This is a genomic window from Pseudomonas sp. SMV71 (assembly GCF_052042015.1).
Taxonomy (GTDB): Bacteria; Pseudomonadota; Gammaproteobacteria; order Pseudomonadales; family Pseudomonadaceae; genus Aquipseudomonas.
In genome coordinates, this window is sequence record NZ_JBKGGU010000003.1 from 270,922 (window position 1) to 284,832 (window position 13,911).

The 13,911-nt window shown below is 63.8% G+C and carries 14 protein-coding genes; 6 read left to right on the forward strand and 8 right to left on the reverse strand.

All coding sequences use genetic code 11. The features are described from left to right. Positions 1-180: 180 nt before the first annotated feature. The 6 genes from ACLEJQ_RS04270 to ACLEJQ_RS04295 all read right to left on the reverse strand — a co-directional run bounded on the left by ACLEJQ_RS04270 (position 181) and on the right by ACLEJQ_RS04295 (position 5,435). Positions 181-846 (reverse strand): response regulator, encoded by a 666-nt coding sequence (locus ACLEJQ_RS04270; protein WP_440792487.1) that lies wholly within the window; start codon positions 844-846, stop codon positions 181-183. Between the two features lie 68 nt (positions 847-914). Next, positions 915-1,448, reverse strand: a complete 534-nt coding sequence (locus ACLEJQ_RS04275) for a PQQ-dependent catabolism-associated CXXCW motif protein (protein ID WP_440792488.1) — start codon at positions 1,446-1,448, stop codon at positions 915-917. 261 nt (positions 1,449-1,709) lie between these two features. After that, the gene (locus tag ACLEJQ_RS04280) at positions 1,710-2,501 is read right to left on the reverse strand and encodes an ABC transporter permease (protein ID WP_440792490.1); all 792 of its coding nucleotides are present in this window, start codon (positions 2,499-2,501) and stop codon (positions 1,710-1,712) included. Further along, positions 2,501-3,229, reverse strand: coding sequence for an ABC transporter ATP-binding protein (locus ACLEJQ_RS04285; protein ID WP_440792492.1), 729 nt, complete (start codon positions 3,227-3,229; stop codon positions 2,501-2,503). Before ACLEJQ_RS04285 ends, ACLEJQ_RS04280 begins: the two co-directional genes overlap by 1 nt. Then, positions 3,226-4,212: a YVTN family beta-propeller repeat protein gene (locus ACLEJQ_RS04290; RefSeq protein WP_440792494.1), complete on the reverse strand. Its 987-nt coding sequence runs from the start codon at positions 4,210-4,212 to the stop codon at positions 3,226-3,228. Before ACLEJQ_RS04290 ends, ACLEJQ_RS04285 begins: the two co-directional genes overlap by 4 nt. A 38-nt stretch (positions 4,213-4,250) precedes the next feature. Beyond that, positions 4,251-5,435 carry an ABC transporter substrate-binding protein gene (locus tag ACLEJQ_RS04295; protein WP_440792496.1) on the reverse strand — a complete coding sequence of 395 codons (1,185 nt, stop codon included), beginning with the start codon at positions 5,433-5,435 and terminating at the stop codon, positions 4,251-4,253. A 410-nt stretch (positions 5,436-5,845) separates the two neighbouring features. Here ACLEJQ_RS04295 and ACLEJQ_RS04300 point away from each other — a divergent pair, with 410 nt between their 5' ends. Together ACLEJQ_RS04300 and ACLEJQ_RS04305 are read left to right on the forward strand one after the other, a co-directional pair. Beyond that, the gene (locus ACLEJQ_RS04300; RefSeq protein WP_440792498.1) at positions 5,846-7,102 is read left to right on the forward strand and encodes an ATP-binding protein; all 1,257 of its coding nucleotides are present in this window, start codon (positions 5,846-5,848) and stop codon (positions 7,100-7,102) included. After that, complete coding sequence (locus ACLEJQ_RS04305; protein WP_440792500.1) at positions 7,102-7,740, forward strand: response regulator; 639 nt, start codon at positions 7,102-7,104, stop codon at positions 7,738-7,740. Before ACLEJQ_RS04300 ends, ACLEJQ_RS04305 begins: the two co-directional genes overlap by 1 nt. A gap of 165 nt (positions 7,741-7,905) precedes the next feature. Here the strand turns inward: ACLEJQ_RS04305 and ACLEJQ_RS04310 are convergent, their stop codons facing one another. Next, entirely contained in the window at positions 7,906-8,550 is a 645-nt protein-coding gene (locus ACLEJQ_RS04310) for a pentapeptide repeat-containing protein (protein ID WP_440792502.1), read from the reverse strand. Between the two features lie 144 nt (positions 8,551-8,694). Further along, on the reverse strand, positions 8,695-10,560 hold the full coding sequence (gene exaA, locus ACLEJQ_RS04315; RefSeq protein ID WP_440792504.1) for a quinoprotein ethanol dehydrogenase: 1,866 nt from the start codon (positions 10,558-10,560) through the stop codon (positions 8,695-8,697). A gap of 243 nt (positions 10,561-10,803) precedes the next feature. Between exaA and pedF the strand changes: the two genes are divergently transcribed. The 4 genes from pedF to ACLEJQ_RS04335 are packed head-to-tail and all read left to right on the forward strand — an operon-like array spanning position 10,804 to position 13,867. Then, the gene (gene pedF, locus ACLEJQ_RS04320) at positions 10,804-11,265 is read left to right on the forward strand and encodes a cytochrome c-550 PedF (RefSeq protein ID WP_440792506.1); all 462 of its coding nucleotides are present in this window, start codon (positions 10,804-10,806) and stop codon (positions 11,263-11,265) included. A 5-nt stretch (positions 11,266-11,270) separates the two neighbouring features. Continuing rightward, positions 11,271-12,146, forward strand: a complete 876-nt coding sequence (locus ACLEJQ_RS04325) for a substrate-binding periplasmic protein (RefSeq protein WP_440792508.1) — start codon at positions 11,271-11,273, stop codon at positions 12,144-12,146. Positions 12,147-12,156: 10 nt separating this feature from the next. Continuing rightward, entirely contained in the window at positions 12,157-12,915 is a 759-nt protein-coding gene (locus tag ACLEJQ_RS04330; RefSeq protein WP_440792510.1) for a quinoprotein dehydrogenase-associated SoxYZ-like carrier, read from the forward strand. A 16-nt stretch (positions 12,916-12,931) separates the two neighbouring features. Further along, a complete protein-coding gene (locus ACLEJQ_RS04335; protein WP_440792512.1) occupies positions 12,932-13,867 on the forward strand; it encodes a quinoprotein relay system zinc metallohydrolase 1 in 936 nt (311 codons plus the stop codon). Positions 13,868-13,911 lie beyond the last annotated feature (44 nt).

Consider the following 13,911-nt stretch of genomic DNA (forward strand, 5'->3'; position numbering starts at 1 on the left):
TGCTGGGCTCAATGGCTTATTGTGGCGAGGGAGCTTGCTCCCGCTGGGCTGCGACGCAGCCCCAAGGCCAGGCGCCTCGGTGAATCAGGCAGGGCGCGTTCAGTTTGCATGGGGGCGCTTCGCACCCCAGCGGGAGCAAGCTCCCTCGCCACAGGGGTGTCCACCCTATCCCAGTGCTGATCAGCGCCGCAGGTACGCCCCGAAATCGATATCCCCCGCACTGAGAATCGCCTGCACCCGATTGTGCACGTTGAGCTTGCGCAGGATCGCCGAGACGTGGGCCTTGACCGTGGTCTCGGCGATGTCGAGGGTGTAGGCGATCTGCTTGTTCGACTCGCCCTTGGTCATGCGTTCAAGCACCAGCAACTGCTTGCGAGTCAGAGCCTGGAGCAGCTCGGGCGGAAATGCCGGGGTTTCGTTCAGGCGTCGGCCCGTGGGGCTTTTCTGGGTGCGGATGATGTCTGGCGGCAGGTACACGTTGCCGTTGAGGATCTGCTCGATGGCGTCGGTCATCTGCGAGCGTGGCGAGGATTTGGTGATGAATCCCACCGCCCCGTAGGTGATGGCCTGCAGCACCACCTGTTTGTCCTGCTCGGCGGAAACGATGACTACCGGGATGGTCGGCGCCTCGTTGCGCAGGTTGATCAGGCCATTGAGCCCGTGCATGCCGGGCATGTTCAGGTCCAGCAGGATCAGGTCCAGGTCGTCGTGCTCGGTGGTCAGCGCCAGGGCGCTGTCCAGGTCGGCGGTTTCCATGACCTCGCTGCCAGGAAAACCGTCGCTGATGACGTTGTGGATGGCTTCGCGAAACAGTGGGTGATCATCGGCTATCAGGATTTTATACATGGCCATTCACCTCGTTATTGTCGTATGGGTGGGGCAATTGCACGCACGCTTTTGCTCAAACAGATGGATCAGGGAAAAGGTTCGGGCCGAGCCGCTTGCAGGGGCAGCCGGGCCGCCTCCCAGGCATCGAGGCCATCGCGATACCAATACAGATGCTTATAGCCCATGGCCGCGGCGCGTTTTACCGCGTTCCAGCTCAACCAGCAATCGGAGCGGCAATAAAAGACCAGCGGTTGCTCCGCCCGCCCGGCGGTGGCCTTGCGCAGATGATAAGTGAAGTAATCCTGCCAGAGCGGGTCGAGTTCACCGTCGCCGGTATTGGCCAGCCACAGGCTGCCGGGGAGGTTGGCGTGGGGTTCGTTGTCGATGAACCGTCCCTGGAGCCAGGGCCGCCGATAGACGTCGATCAACACCGGTGGTGATGCTTGCCCGAGCAACTGTTGCAGGGCCTGGGTATCGACGGTCCGGGCGCCTTCGACGCTGGCGGGCGTCGGGCTGCGGTACTGGGTGATGCGATAGCCCTGCGCGGAAAACAGCAGCGTGTCGGCCTGCGCGCCATTCAGCGCCAGGCCCAGCAAGACGATCGCCAGCAAACGGGGCATAGGATTGATCCTTTTTGTTATGCGCCCATTACATGTCAGGGTCGAGGCCTTGTGAATGCGACCATAGACAGGGAAAGCAGTACTAAAGTCGTAATTTCGGGCTCAGGGACTGATCCGGAAGCCATGACCAAGCCCCTGTGGGAGCGAGCCTGCTCGCGATGGCGGTGGTTCAGCCAGTAAGCGGGTGACTGGCAGACCGCTATCGCGAGCAGGCTCGCTCCCACAGGGAATCCACCACAGGGGGATTTGTGGAGGGCAGGATCAACCCGCCTTACGCAACGCCGCATGCTGCGGATTGAACGTCCACACCGCCAGCAGCGCAAACACCAGGGTCAATCCCAGGCACACCGTCATCGCCAACAGGTTGAACCGCTCATACAGCGCAAATCGCACCAGCTCCACACCGTGGGTGAACGGGTTGACCGCGCACAGCCAATACAGCCAGGAGCTGGCTTCGAGCATTTTCCACAGCGGATACAGCGCCGAGGACAGGAAGAACATCGGGAAGATGACGAAATTCATCACTCCGGCGAAGTTCTCCAGTTGCCGGATGGCATTGGACAGCAGCAAGCCCAGGGCGCTGAGCATCAGCGCTACCAGCAACAACGCCGGCAGTGCCAGCACCAGGCCCATGGCCGGCGGCTGGATGCCGTAGAGCCAGGCGATGGCGAGAAAGGCGTAGACCTGCAACAACGAGATCAACGATGTTGCCAGCAGCTTGCTCGCCAGCAGGAACGCCCGCGGCAGCGGGCTGGTGAGCAGCACGCGCATGCTGCCCATCTCGCGGTCGTAGACCATCGACAACGAACCCTGCATGCCGTTGAACAGCAGGATCATGCAGGCCAGCCCGGGGACGATGTACACCTCGTAGGGAATGTAGGTGTCGTAGGGCGCGATGATCGCGATACCCAGCGCCGCCCGAAACCCGGCGGCGAATACCAGCAACCACAGCAGGGGCCGCACCAGGGCGCTGAGCAGGCGTGTGCGTTGCAGCACGAAACGCAGCCATTCGCGCATCACGATGCCGCTGAAACATTGCCAATAGGCGTTCATCAGCAGGCTCCCGGCACTGTCAGGCGGTTGAAGGCCGAGCCGAGGCTGCCGCCGTGCTCCAGGCTCACCGCATCGGCGCGACCGCTGGCGACCAGGCGTCCCTGATGCACGATCAACAATTCGTCGCTCGGGTGTACTTCGTCCAGCAGGTGTGTGGTCCAGAGCACGCTGAGGCCTTGCTCGCGGCACAGTTGCCGCACGTGCTGCCCGAGTGCCAGGCGGCTGGCCGGATCGAGGCCGACGCTGGGCTCGTCCAGCAGCAACAGGCGCGGTGCATGAAGCAGCGCACGGGCGATTTCCACCCGGCGCCGATGGCCGCCGTTGAGGTCGCGCACCCGTTCGTGACGGCGCTCTGTCAACTGCTGGCGGGCCAGCTCGGCGTCGATCCGCGCGGCGCCCTGGCGTCGGGATATCCCATGCAGTGCCAAGTGATAACGCAGGTTCTGCTCGATACTCAGGTCCAGGTCCAGGGTGCTCTGTTGGAACACCACGCCCAACTGGCGCAGGGCCGGGCGTGGGGATTTTCGCAGCGAGTGACCAGTGATGCGGATCTCGCCGCGCTGCACGTCGTACAGGCGCGTAAGCAGGGCGATCAGGGTCGACTTGCCGGCGCCGTTGGGCCCCAACAGCGCGGCGAACTGCCCGGCGGGCAGGCTGAAATTGACTTGCTTGAGGGCTTCGCGGGCGCCATAGGCGAAACTCAGGTCGCTGACCTCAAGGGCGTTCATGGCGTCACCACCACGCCCCAGGGGTAGCGTCCGACCTTCACCGATTTCAAAACCTTACGGCTTTGCACGTCTATCACCGAGACGTCGCCGCTGACGCCGTTGGTTGCCAGCAACTGGCGCTGGTCCGGGGTGAACGCCAGTTGCCAGACCCTGCGCCCCACCAGCAGATAGTCCAGCACTTCGAAGGTCTTGGCGTCGATCACCGCGACATGGTTGGCCGGGCCCAGGGCGACGTAGGCGAACTGGCCGTCGGCGCTGAGCTTGATGCCCACCGGTTGCACCTTGTCCGGATGCACGCCCTTGATCTGGAAGGTCAGGGTCTTGAGGATCTTGCGCGTGGCGACATCGAGGATCGTCAGGGTGCCGCCAATCTCCGCCGAGGCCCAGAGCTGGGTGCCGTCGCGGTTGAACTCGACGAAGCGTGGCCGCTGGTCCACCAGCGTGTTATCGGCCAGGGTCTGGGTGCTGGTGTCGATCCAGTGCAGCATGTTGGTGGTTTCGCTGGTATTGACCGCCCATTTGCCGTCAGGGCTGACGGCCATGCCTTCGGGCTCGACGCCGACCCCGATCTGCCCCAGCACCTCGGAGGTCTGGGTGTCGATCACCGTCACCAGGGCATCGTCTTCGTTGGAAACATACAGCCAGCGGTCGTTGGGGTGCAGGGCGAATTGTTCCGGGTCCTTGCCCGAGGGCAGCTCCTTGATGATCTTGCGGGTCGCCACGTCCATCACCTGGACCCGGTCCGAGTCGCTGGCGCAGATGTACAGCAGGCGATTGTCATGGGACAGCAACAGGCCGCGGGGACGCTGGCCCACCGGCAGCGTCTCGACAACCTCCAGGCTCTGCATGTCGATCAGGCTCAGGCTGTTGTCTTTTTCGTTGGAGACCCAGGCGATGCTGGCCGCCGCAGGGCCCGTGGCGAGCAACGTAGCGCCCAGGGCGATGGCTTGGCAGAGCAGGGCCGGTTGGAGCAGGCGGCGCATGGCGGTTTCCTTGTTGTTGTAATGATTGTTGTTAGGGTTCAGGGGTAACGGCAGCTCACTTCAGGCTGGTCGTAGCCCAGGCTGTCCATTTCGTTGGTGGGGTGCAGGAAGCCATCCTGGGGCGAGGTGCTGACCAGCGCGCGGGGCTGAACCAACGGGATCGGTTGGCGCAACTGGCCGTTCCAGGGCCGATAACTGAGCTTGCGGCCCTTGAAACCGTCCAGTGGCAACTGGTCGCTGAGGGCCAGTTGGCGAATGGCGAACGGGTCGGCCTGGCGCAGCTTGCTGACTGCGCCGGCGATGCTGCGCACAGCGATCCAGGCGGCGAAATCACGGTCGTTCATCCAGCGTCCGGCCAGGGTTTCGAAGCGCTTCTGCAACTGCGCCGCGCCGTACGTTTCCACGGTCTTGTGCCAGCCGGTGGGCGTCAGGCCCTGGGTGCCGGCCACCGGGCGCGGGAACCAGGTCTGGTAGGGCAGGTATTCGCCGAAGTCGCCGCGCTCGTCGGCCACCAGTACCACGTCGTACTCGGCAGTCTGGGTGAACAACGGCATGTCGGCCTGGGCGCTGCGGCGCTGGTCGTTGTCGAACTGCCAGGCCTTTTGCGCGACGGCCTTCATGCCGAAGCGTTTCATGGCCCTGAGCAGGGCGTTGGCGTAGGCCTGGTCGTCGGGTGTCTGGCCGACGATCAACAATGCTCGCTGCCACTTGCGCACGACAGCGAACTGCACCAGCGCATCGGCGAGCATGGCCCGGTCGGGCAGGCTGTGGAGCACGTTGCCCAGGCAATCGGTGGTGCGCAGGCTGTCATCGGCGCTGCCGGCGTTGAACAGCAGGCTGTCGGGCAGCGCCGCGCTGAGCTGGCGCAGGCTCGCCGCCGGGGCGTTGACCACGAACAGGCGCAGGCCTTGGTCATGTTGTTCATGGGCGGCCTGGAGCAGGGCTTGGGGGCTGTCGACATTGGCGCTTTGCAGGCGGTAATCGTGCTTGAGAAAACGCCCGGTGCTGTTGCTGTCGATGATTGCCAGTTCAGCACCGCGCAAGCCGGCATCGACAGGTTCGGCAATGACATTGGACAGCAGCGGGCCCGGGTCGGGGCGATAGCCCAGGTAGCCGATGCGCACTTGCAATCCGGCGTCCTCACCTGCCCGTGAGGCGCCCGGCAGCCAACCGGTGGCGACGGCCAGCAGGGGAATCAAGGCGTAACAGACGAGCCGGCGCATACCACCTCCATTGCAGGTAGCGCCAGCATAGGAACCCGGTACCCGACGGGAAATATGCAGAAAGTACCGCCGAGGCAGTACCAAGGTAGTAAACCACCGCCGAGCAGGGGGTTTTAGGATGCAGGCATGGGGCATTCATCAGGGAGCGCACAGATTGTGCGAATGTTCAAAGCGCTGCTTTTGCCGCTGTTGCTGATCCTGAGCCTGGTTGGAGTGGATCGGTTATCCGGCAAACAAAGATCCTCCAGACCGCCACCTTCCCCTGTGGGAGCGAGCCTGCTCGCGATGACGGCATCCAATCCAACATCTCTATTGACTGAACCAACCCGATCGCAAGCAGGCTCGCTCCCACAAGGCGTCTGTGGCGCTCGCGAAGTCTGCACGCAAACCCTGACAACAGGCCACTAACCATGTCAGCCCTCTGGCGAATCAATCTCTGGGTCACGGCGTTCTTTGCCCTGGTCACCCTGGCCTGCGCCACACTGTTGTTGCACCAGGCCGTCGCCGATGTGCAGCGTGAATTGCAATCGGCCGGGTCGGTGGTGCACTACCTGCGTGAAACCGCAGAACGCGACCCGGCCAGCCTGCAACCGCGCCTCACCGGCAGCCTGCGCCACGTACGCGTGCGCTGGCTGGCGCCGGGTGAACGGTCTGCAACCGATGCCGATGCCGGGTTCAAGGCCTGGCTCGGCCAGCGGCTGCTGAAGGACGGGCCCGCGCCCCAGGTGGTGGATCTGCGTGACGGCCGCCGCGCCTGGATTGCGGTCGATCCTCGCGATGAGATCGATGAAATCCTCGACTCGCTGGTGCAATTGCTGGGTGTGTGCGCGCTGGCGTTGTTGGTCAGTTTGCTGGTGATTCGCTGGGCGGTGCGTCGGGGTATGCACCTGCTGGATGAACTGCTCGATGCGCTGCGCCAGGTGTCCGCTGGGAACCTGCACGTGCGACTGACGGCTGAAGGGGGACCTGAAACCCAGCAACTGGCCGGGCATTTCAACCGGATGGCCGCCGCCTTGGCCCAGGCCCAGGCGGATAATGCACGGCTTACCCAGGCGCTGTTGGCCGTGCAAGAGCAGGAGCGCACCCGATTGGCCCAGACCCTGCACGATGACCTGGGCCAGTATGTGGCGGGCATTCGTGCCAGGGCCTGCCTGCTGCGCCTGGTGCTGGACCAGCCAGCGGCGCTGGAGCAGACGGTCGGTCAGTTGGAGGAACACTGCGAGCATTTGCAGCAAGGTTTCCGAGCGTTGGTGCATGACCTGTATCCGGTGGTGTTGCAGCACTTGTCGTTGCGCGAAGCGGTCGACTTACTCGCCGGGCAATGGCAGAAGCACCAGGGTATTGCTTGTCAGGTGCGCATCGATGACGCGCTGCCGGCGTTGCCGGGAGCGGACAAGACTCACCTGTATCGATTGTTGCAGGAAGCCTTGACCAACGTGGCCCGGCACGCGGACGCCACGCGGGTACGGATCCGCCTGCAACACCGGGCCGGACGCCTGCGCCTGCTGGTGCGTGACAACGGCCGCGGTGCGCCGCAGCCGCCACGCGCCGGCGTGGGCCTGCATTCGATGATGGAGCGGGCCCGCAGCCTCGGCGGCGAGCTGCGCATTATCAGCCAGCCCGGCGACGGTTGGGCGCTGGCCTTGAACATGCCTTTGGAGGGCTGATGAACATTTTGCTGGTGGACGATCATGCAGTGGTCCGGCAGGGTTATGCCAGCCTGCTGCGGGCGCTGATGCCCGACTTGCAGGTGCGAGAGGCGGCCACCGGGGAGGAGGCGCTGAACCTGGTACAGGAGCAACTGCCTCATCTGGTGATCATGGACTTCGGCCTGCCGGGTATCAGCGGGTTGGAAACAACCCGGCGCCTGCGCCAGCGTCTGCCGCAACTGCGGGTGTTGTTCTTCAGCATGCACGATGAATTGCCGTTGGTTCGCCAAGCGCTGGACGCCGGCGCGGCGGGCTACCTGACCAAGAACTCGGCGCCCCAGGTGCTGGTGGAAGCGGTGCGCCGTGTACTGGCCGGGCATGCCTATATCGAACAGTCCCTGGCGACGCAGCTGGCTTGTGCCAGCTCCCGGCAAGCGATCGATCCGCGCCTGCAATGCATGACCCAGCGCGAGCTGGAAATCTTCGTCATGCTCGCCAAGGGCACCCCGGCGCGCACCATTGCCGAGCAGTTGTGCATCAGCGCCAAGACCGTGTCCAACCACCTGACGCTGCTCAAGAGCAAGCTGCAGGTCAGCTCTCATGCCGAGCTGGTGCATCTTGGGATTGACCTGGGGGTGGTGCGGGTGGCGGGGTGAACATCTGATCTGAAATCGTGGCGAGGGAGCTTGCTCCCGCTGGGGTGCGAAGCGCCCCCAAAACCCGGTACTTCGGTGTGCCAGGTTCATTGAGTTGTCCCTATTGGGGCTGCTTCGCAACCCAGCGGGAGCAAGCTCCCTCGCCACAGAGGGAGCATGACAGGTTCACTGATCCCAGGATGCCGGGCAGCCCTTGCAGCCTTGCATGTTCGCATCCTGGAAATTCCCGTAATGCTGGCGCGAGCCACTGAGGTCGGCCTGTTCCAGGTTGCTTTCGCCGAGCTTGGCTTCCTGCAGGTTGGCGTCGCGCAGGTCGGCGCCCTTGAGGTCGGCCTTGCTCAGCCAGGCCATTTCCAGGTCGGCGGCTTGCAGGTTGGCATCGTGGAATCGGGCGCCAGACAAGCGGGAAAATTGCAGATAGGCCGCCGTCAGGTCGGCGCGTTGGAACTGCGCGCCCTGGGCAAACAGCCCCCAGCCCTGAATGGCCTTGAGCGTCGCGTCGGTGAAGTCGGCCAGGCGCAGGTTGCTCTGTTGCAGGCTGGCGCGGGTCAGGTTGGCGCCCTGTAGTTGGGCTTTTTCCAGATTGGCCAGGTCCAGACGCGTGTGCCGCAGGTCGGCATCGCGAAGGTCGGCACCGCTGAGGTTCATCTTGCGCAAGTCCTGGTTTGCCAGCCTGGCGCCCCGCAGGTTGGCGCCGGGACATTGGCTGGCTTCGGCGATGAGGCAGCCGTTGATCGTCAGAGCGGTGTCAGAGTCGTCGGCATGGGCAAAGGCGCCGACGAGCAGAAGCAGCAATGGCAAGAGTTTCATGGCATCAACTCAGATAAGTGTGGGAGCGGGCTTGCTCCGGGCGGCGATCCGACGAAGACGTCGGCACAGTCAAAATCCATATCAACCGAACCAGCGCTTTCGCGAGCAAGCCCGCTCCCACAGGGATGGCGTTCAGGTCAGGAGTTATTTCTGCGCAGTTGCCTTGTCCCAACTCGGAATCTTGAACACCCAGAACGACCCACCCTGGGCCACGGGCTTGGTCAGTTCGGCCATGTCGCCGCCCCACAGTGGCACGGCACCACCGTAGCCGACGGTCACGCCGATGTACTGCTCGCCATCCTGCTCCCAGGTGATGGGCGGGGAGACGATGCCGCTACCGGTCTGGAATTTCCATAGCTCCTGGCCGGTCTTGGCGTCGAAGGCCTTGAAGAAGCCGTCACCGGTGCCGGTGAACACCAGGTTGCCTTTGGTGGCCAGCACGCCGGCCCACAGCGGCAAGTGCTCCTTGTGTTCCCAGACGACCTTGCCGGTGGTGGGGTTCATTGCTCGCAGGGTGCCGACGTGGTCGTCGTACATGCGCTTGATGCGAAACCCCATGCCCAGGTACGCCGAGCCTTTCTTGTAATTCACTTCTTCGGTCCAGTATTCCTCTTTCCATTGGTTACCGGGCACGTAGAACAGCCCGGTGTCCTGGCTGTAGGCCATGGGGTTCCAGTTCTTGCCGCCGAGGAACGGCGGCGAGACTTCCACCGGCTTGCCCTTGGTTTCACCGGGCAGCGGCTTGGCTGGTCGCTGGCCGGGGTTCTCCACCGGACGGCCGGTCTTGAGGTCGATGTGGCTGGCCCAGGTGATGTTGTCGACGAAGGGGAAGGCGTTCTGCAGCTTGCCGTTGTTGCGATCCACCACGTAGAAGAAACCGTTGCGGTCGGCGTGGGCGGTGGCCTTGACCACCTTGCCGTCCTGGCCCTTGTAGTCGAACAGCACCAGCTCGTTGTTGCCTGAGAAGTCCCAGGCATCGTTAGGCGTGTGCTGGTAGAACCACTTCACTTCGCCAGTGCTTGGGTCAACGCCCACCTGGCCTGAGGTGTAGAGGCTGTCGTAGTCGTGAGGGTTGCCGTCCTTGGCGGTACGCGCCCAGGTGTTCCACGGGCCGGGGTTACCCGCGCCGACGATGATGGTGTTGGTCTCGGGGTCGAAGCTCGCACTCTGCCAGGGTGCGCCACCGCCGTGGCTCCACGCCTCGACCTTGCCGGTCTCGGTGGTCTTATCGTCGGGCCAGGAGGGCGCCTTGACGTCGCCGGTCGGGGTGCTGTCCTTGCCGTTGAGGCGGCCCATGTGGCCTTCGACGAACGGGCGCATCCAGACCTCTTCGCCGGTCTCCGGGTCGCGGGCGAACAACTGGCCGACCACACCGAACTCGTCGCCGGAGCTGCCATGGATCAACAGCACCTTACCGGTGGTCTTGTCCTTGATCAGCACCGGGGCGCCGGTCATGGTGTAGCCGCCGGCGTGGTCGCCGAATTTCTTGTTCCAGACCACTTTGCCGGTGTTCTTGTCCAGGGCGACCACCCGGGCGTCCAGCGTGCCGAAATAAATCTTGTCGCCATAGATGGCCGCACCGCGGTTGACCACGTCGCAGCACGGACGAATGTTGTCCGGCAGCCGGTGGTTGTAAGTCCACAGCCGCTTGCCGGTCTTGGCATCGAGGGCGAAGACCCGCGAGTACGAGCCGGTGACGTAGACCACGCCGTCACTGACGATGGCCTGGGATTCCTGGCCGCGTTGCTTCTCGTCGCCGAACGAGTAGGACCAGGCGGGTGTCAGCTTGAACACGTTCTTGTCGTTGACCTGGGCCAGCGGGCTCCAGCGCTGGGCATTGGTGCCCATGCCATATTGCAACACGTCCCGGGTGGTCAGGTGGTCGTTGGCGATGTCGTCCCAGGTCACGGCGGCACTGGCCAGGGAGCTGAGCGACAGGCCGCCGGCCAGCAGCAAGGCCGCGCTCAGGGCGCAGAGGGCGGATGGATTTTTTATTGTCATGGTGGGCATTCCCAGTGAGGTTTTGGCCTGACTAGGGTGGGTCGCGCCGCAGTCCGGCGGATACGGAAAAAGTCCCGCCCTTGCCGGGAAGACTTCCCGAACCGCCTGTCTTTGCGACCTGCGTCGGATGGCCTGCTACCAAGGAACTAGACCCCGGCCACCAAAGCAGCATTCGGCGGGGCCAGAGCGCTTTCTAAGATGACGGCACAGCCTCTGCAAAGAGGTTTGCGTGCAATCTGAGAGGGCATAACAATGACAACAAAACGTAACGCCATCATCGCAACCGCATTGCTGGCGGGGCTGATCGGCGCAGGCTCCGCGTGGGCCCATGGCAACGTAGTGCCCCAGGCAGTGGAAACCAAGGGCCTGACCCCGGTCAAGGACACCAACCTGCCATTGGATGCCGATGGCTGGGCTTCGCAGAATCCGTATCGCAATTCCCCCGAGCGCGACAAGGCCGTGCAGATCGGCGCCTCGGCCTATAACCAGAACTGCGCCGCGTGCCATGGCCTGGAAGCCAAGTCCGGCGGGATCGCCCCGGACCTGCGCATGCTGGACGCCGCCGAAGCCGGGGATGAATGGTTCGTCGAGCGCGTGCGCCACGGCGCCGTGCGCGACGGCCGGGTCTACATGCCGAAGATGGCTGACTACCTGAGCCAGGAAGCGTTGTGGGCGGTGCGCACTTATCTCGACAGCGTGCACGTCGAGGAGTGAGGGCCATGCGCCTGTTCGCGTGGGTGATGTGCGGCGTGCTGCTGTGTGGCCAGGCGGTGCAGGCGCAAGTGCGTAGCTATGACCAGATGATCGCTGCCGGTGAGTTGAAGGTGGCGGTCTACAAGGATTTCGCCCCTTACAGTTTCGAAGACCAGGGCCAGGCCAGGGGCGTGGACGTAGAACTGGCCCAGGCGCTGGCCAACGCCTTGGGTGTGCATCTGCGGCTGATCTGGGCACCACCGGGCGAAAAGCTCGATGATGACCTGCGGGACTATATCTGGCGTAGCAGCCCCTTGCATGACCGGCAACTGGCGGACCTGATGATGCGGGTTCCGTACGATCATGACTACGTGCAGAAGCGCAATGACATTGGCGAACTGGAAAACGCCCAGGTGGTGATGTTCGGGCCGTATCAGCAGGAGAGCTGGCAAGTGGCGTATGACCGACGTCGCCTGGATTCGGTGGGCAGCGTCGCGGTGTTCCAGCAGCACCCCATCGGCGTCGAAGTCGACAGCGTGCCTTCGTTCTACCTGACCTCGGTGTTCAACGGCATGCTTCGCGCCAAGACCCATCATTTCCCTGGCGTGAGCCAGGCGTTCAAGGCCATGCAGGCCGGGGACGTCGACGCGGTCATGGCGATGCGCGGGGAGATCGACTGGCAGCTGCATGAGGCGGCCGATCCGCAGTTGGCGTTGGCGCACAATGCCTACCCGAACATGGGCAAGCAGCGCTGGGAGATCGGCATGGCGGTGCATGAGAGCAACCGGCAATTGGCCTATGCGGTGGAGGAAGCGCTCGAAGGCCTCATCCGCGACGGCAGTCTCAAGGCGGTCTATGCCCGTTACGGCCTGCGCTATGAAGTGCCTGAGATGTATCAATAGGAGCGCAGGGATGAAATGGCTCGCGTGTTGGTTGCTGGCGTGCAGCTTGCCGGCGGTGGCGACGGCAGCGGTGGAGCCCGGAAAGGACCCGGTGCCCTCGGTAATGTGGGCGTTTTATCACAAGCAATTGCTGGGAGAGGCGGCGTTCGTGTTCGACGAGCGGGTGCGGGTCCTGGCGCCACCCTTTGCTGAAGACGCGCGCCAGGTGCCGCTGGAGATCGATGCCCGGTCCTTTGGCGACGATGTGGTACGGGTGTTGGCCTGGGCCGAACTCAATCCATTGCCGAAAATCGTCGACTTCCAGCCGATCGAGGGAGTACTGCCCTGGCTGTCGATTCGTATCCGTATCGAACAGGCCACGCCGCTGCGTGCCGCCGTGCAGACCCGCGATGGGCTGTGGCATGTGGGCTCGGCGTTGATCGACGCGGCCGGCGGCGGCTGCACCGCCCCCAGCGTGGTGCGCACCCAGCCGGGTTGGGAAGAGCATCTGGGAGAGGTCCTGGGCGGCCGCTACCCCCGAGGCGAAACCAGCCGGCTGCGTTTGCAGGTGGCGCATCCGATGGATAACGGCCTGGTCAGCGGGATCCCCGAATTCTTCCTCAATCAGGCCCGACTGCTGGACGCTGAGGATCAAGTGCTGGCCCGCCTGGAGCTGTTTCCAGCGGTCAGTGAAAACCCCAACCTGGGTTTCGACATTCGAGGTACCAGGCCGGTGCGCCTGTTGCTGCGCGACAACAGCGGCAACGCCTTCGAGGCGGCGATCCCCTGATCACAAGGAGCGCGCCATGCGCGGGTTATTGCTGATTTTTGCCTGCCTGTGCCTGCCGGCATGGGCGGATGCGGATTACTCGCTCAAGCCCCGGCAGATCGCCGAAGGCACCTGGCTGCTGGAAGGCAGTACCGAGAACTTCGCCAAGGCCAACGGCGGCAATATCGTCAACACCGGTTTCATCGTCACCGACGCCGGTGTGGTGGTGATCGACACCGGGCCGTCGAAACGCTACGGCGAGGCCCTGCGCCAGGCCATCACCGCGACGACCGACAAACCGGTGATCCAGGTGCTGTTGACTCATCACCACCCTGACCACGTGTTTGGCAATCAAGCCTTCAGTGACGTGCCTATCGGCGCGCTCGGCGGCACCACGGACCTGCTACGGCAACAGGGCGACGCCCTGGCGGAAAACATGTACCGGCTGGTGGGGGACTGGATGCGCGGCACCGAGGTGGTGTTGCCGACCCAGGTCCTTGAACCAGGGCTGCTGAAGGTAGGTGAGCATTCCCTGCGATTGCTGCAACTGGCCGGGCACACCGGGGCCGACCTGGCGATTTTTGACGAAACCACCGGCGTGCTGTTTGCCGGCGACCTGGTGTTCTACGAGCGGGCCCTGACCACCCCCAACACTCCGGGGCTAGACATCTGGCTCAAGGATCTCGATTCCCTGCAAGGCTTGCCCTGGAAGCTGATCGTGCCCGGCCACGGCCCGGTGGCGAGCGACAACCGGCCCCTTGTGCAAATGCGTGATTACCTGGGCTGGCTCGACCAGTTGATGCGCGACGGCGCTGCCCGGGGCGACGACATGGCCGAAATGATCCGCCGTCCCATCCCCGAGCGCTTTGCCGGAATCAGCCTGAGCCGGTATGAGTTGATTCGCAGTGTCAGCCATTTGTATCCGCGCTATGAGCGGGCGGGGATGAGGCGGGTGGATACCCAACCTCAATAGCCCAGGTTGTATGACGCCCCTGTGGCGAGGGAGCTTGCTCCCGC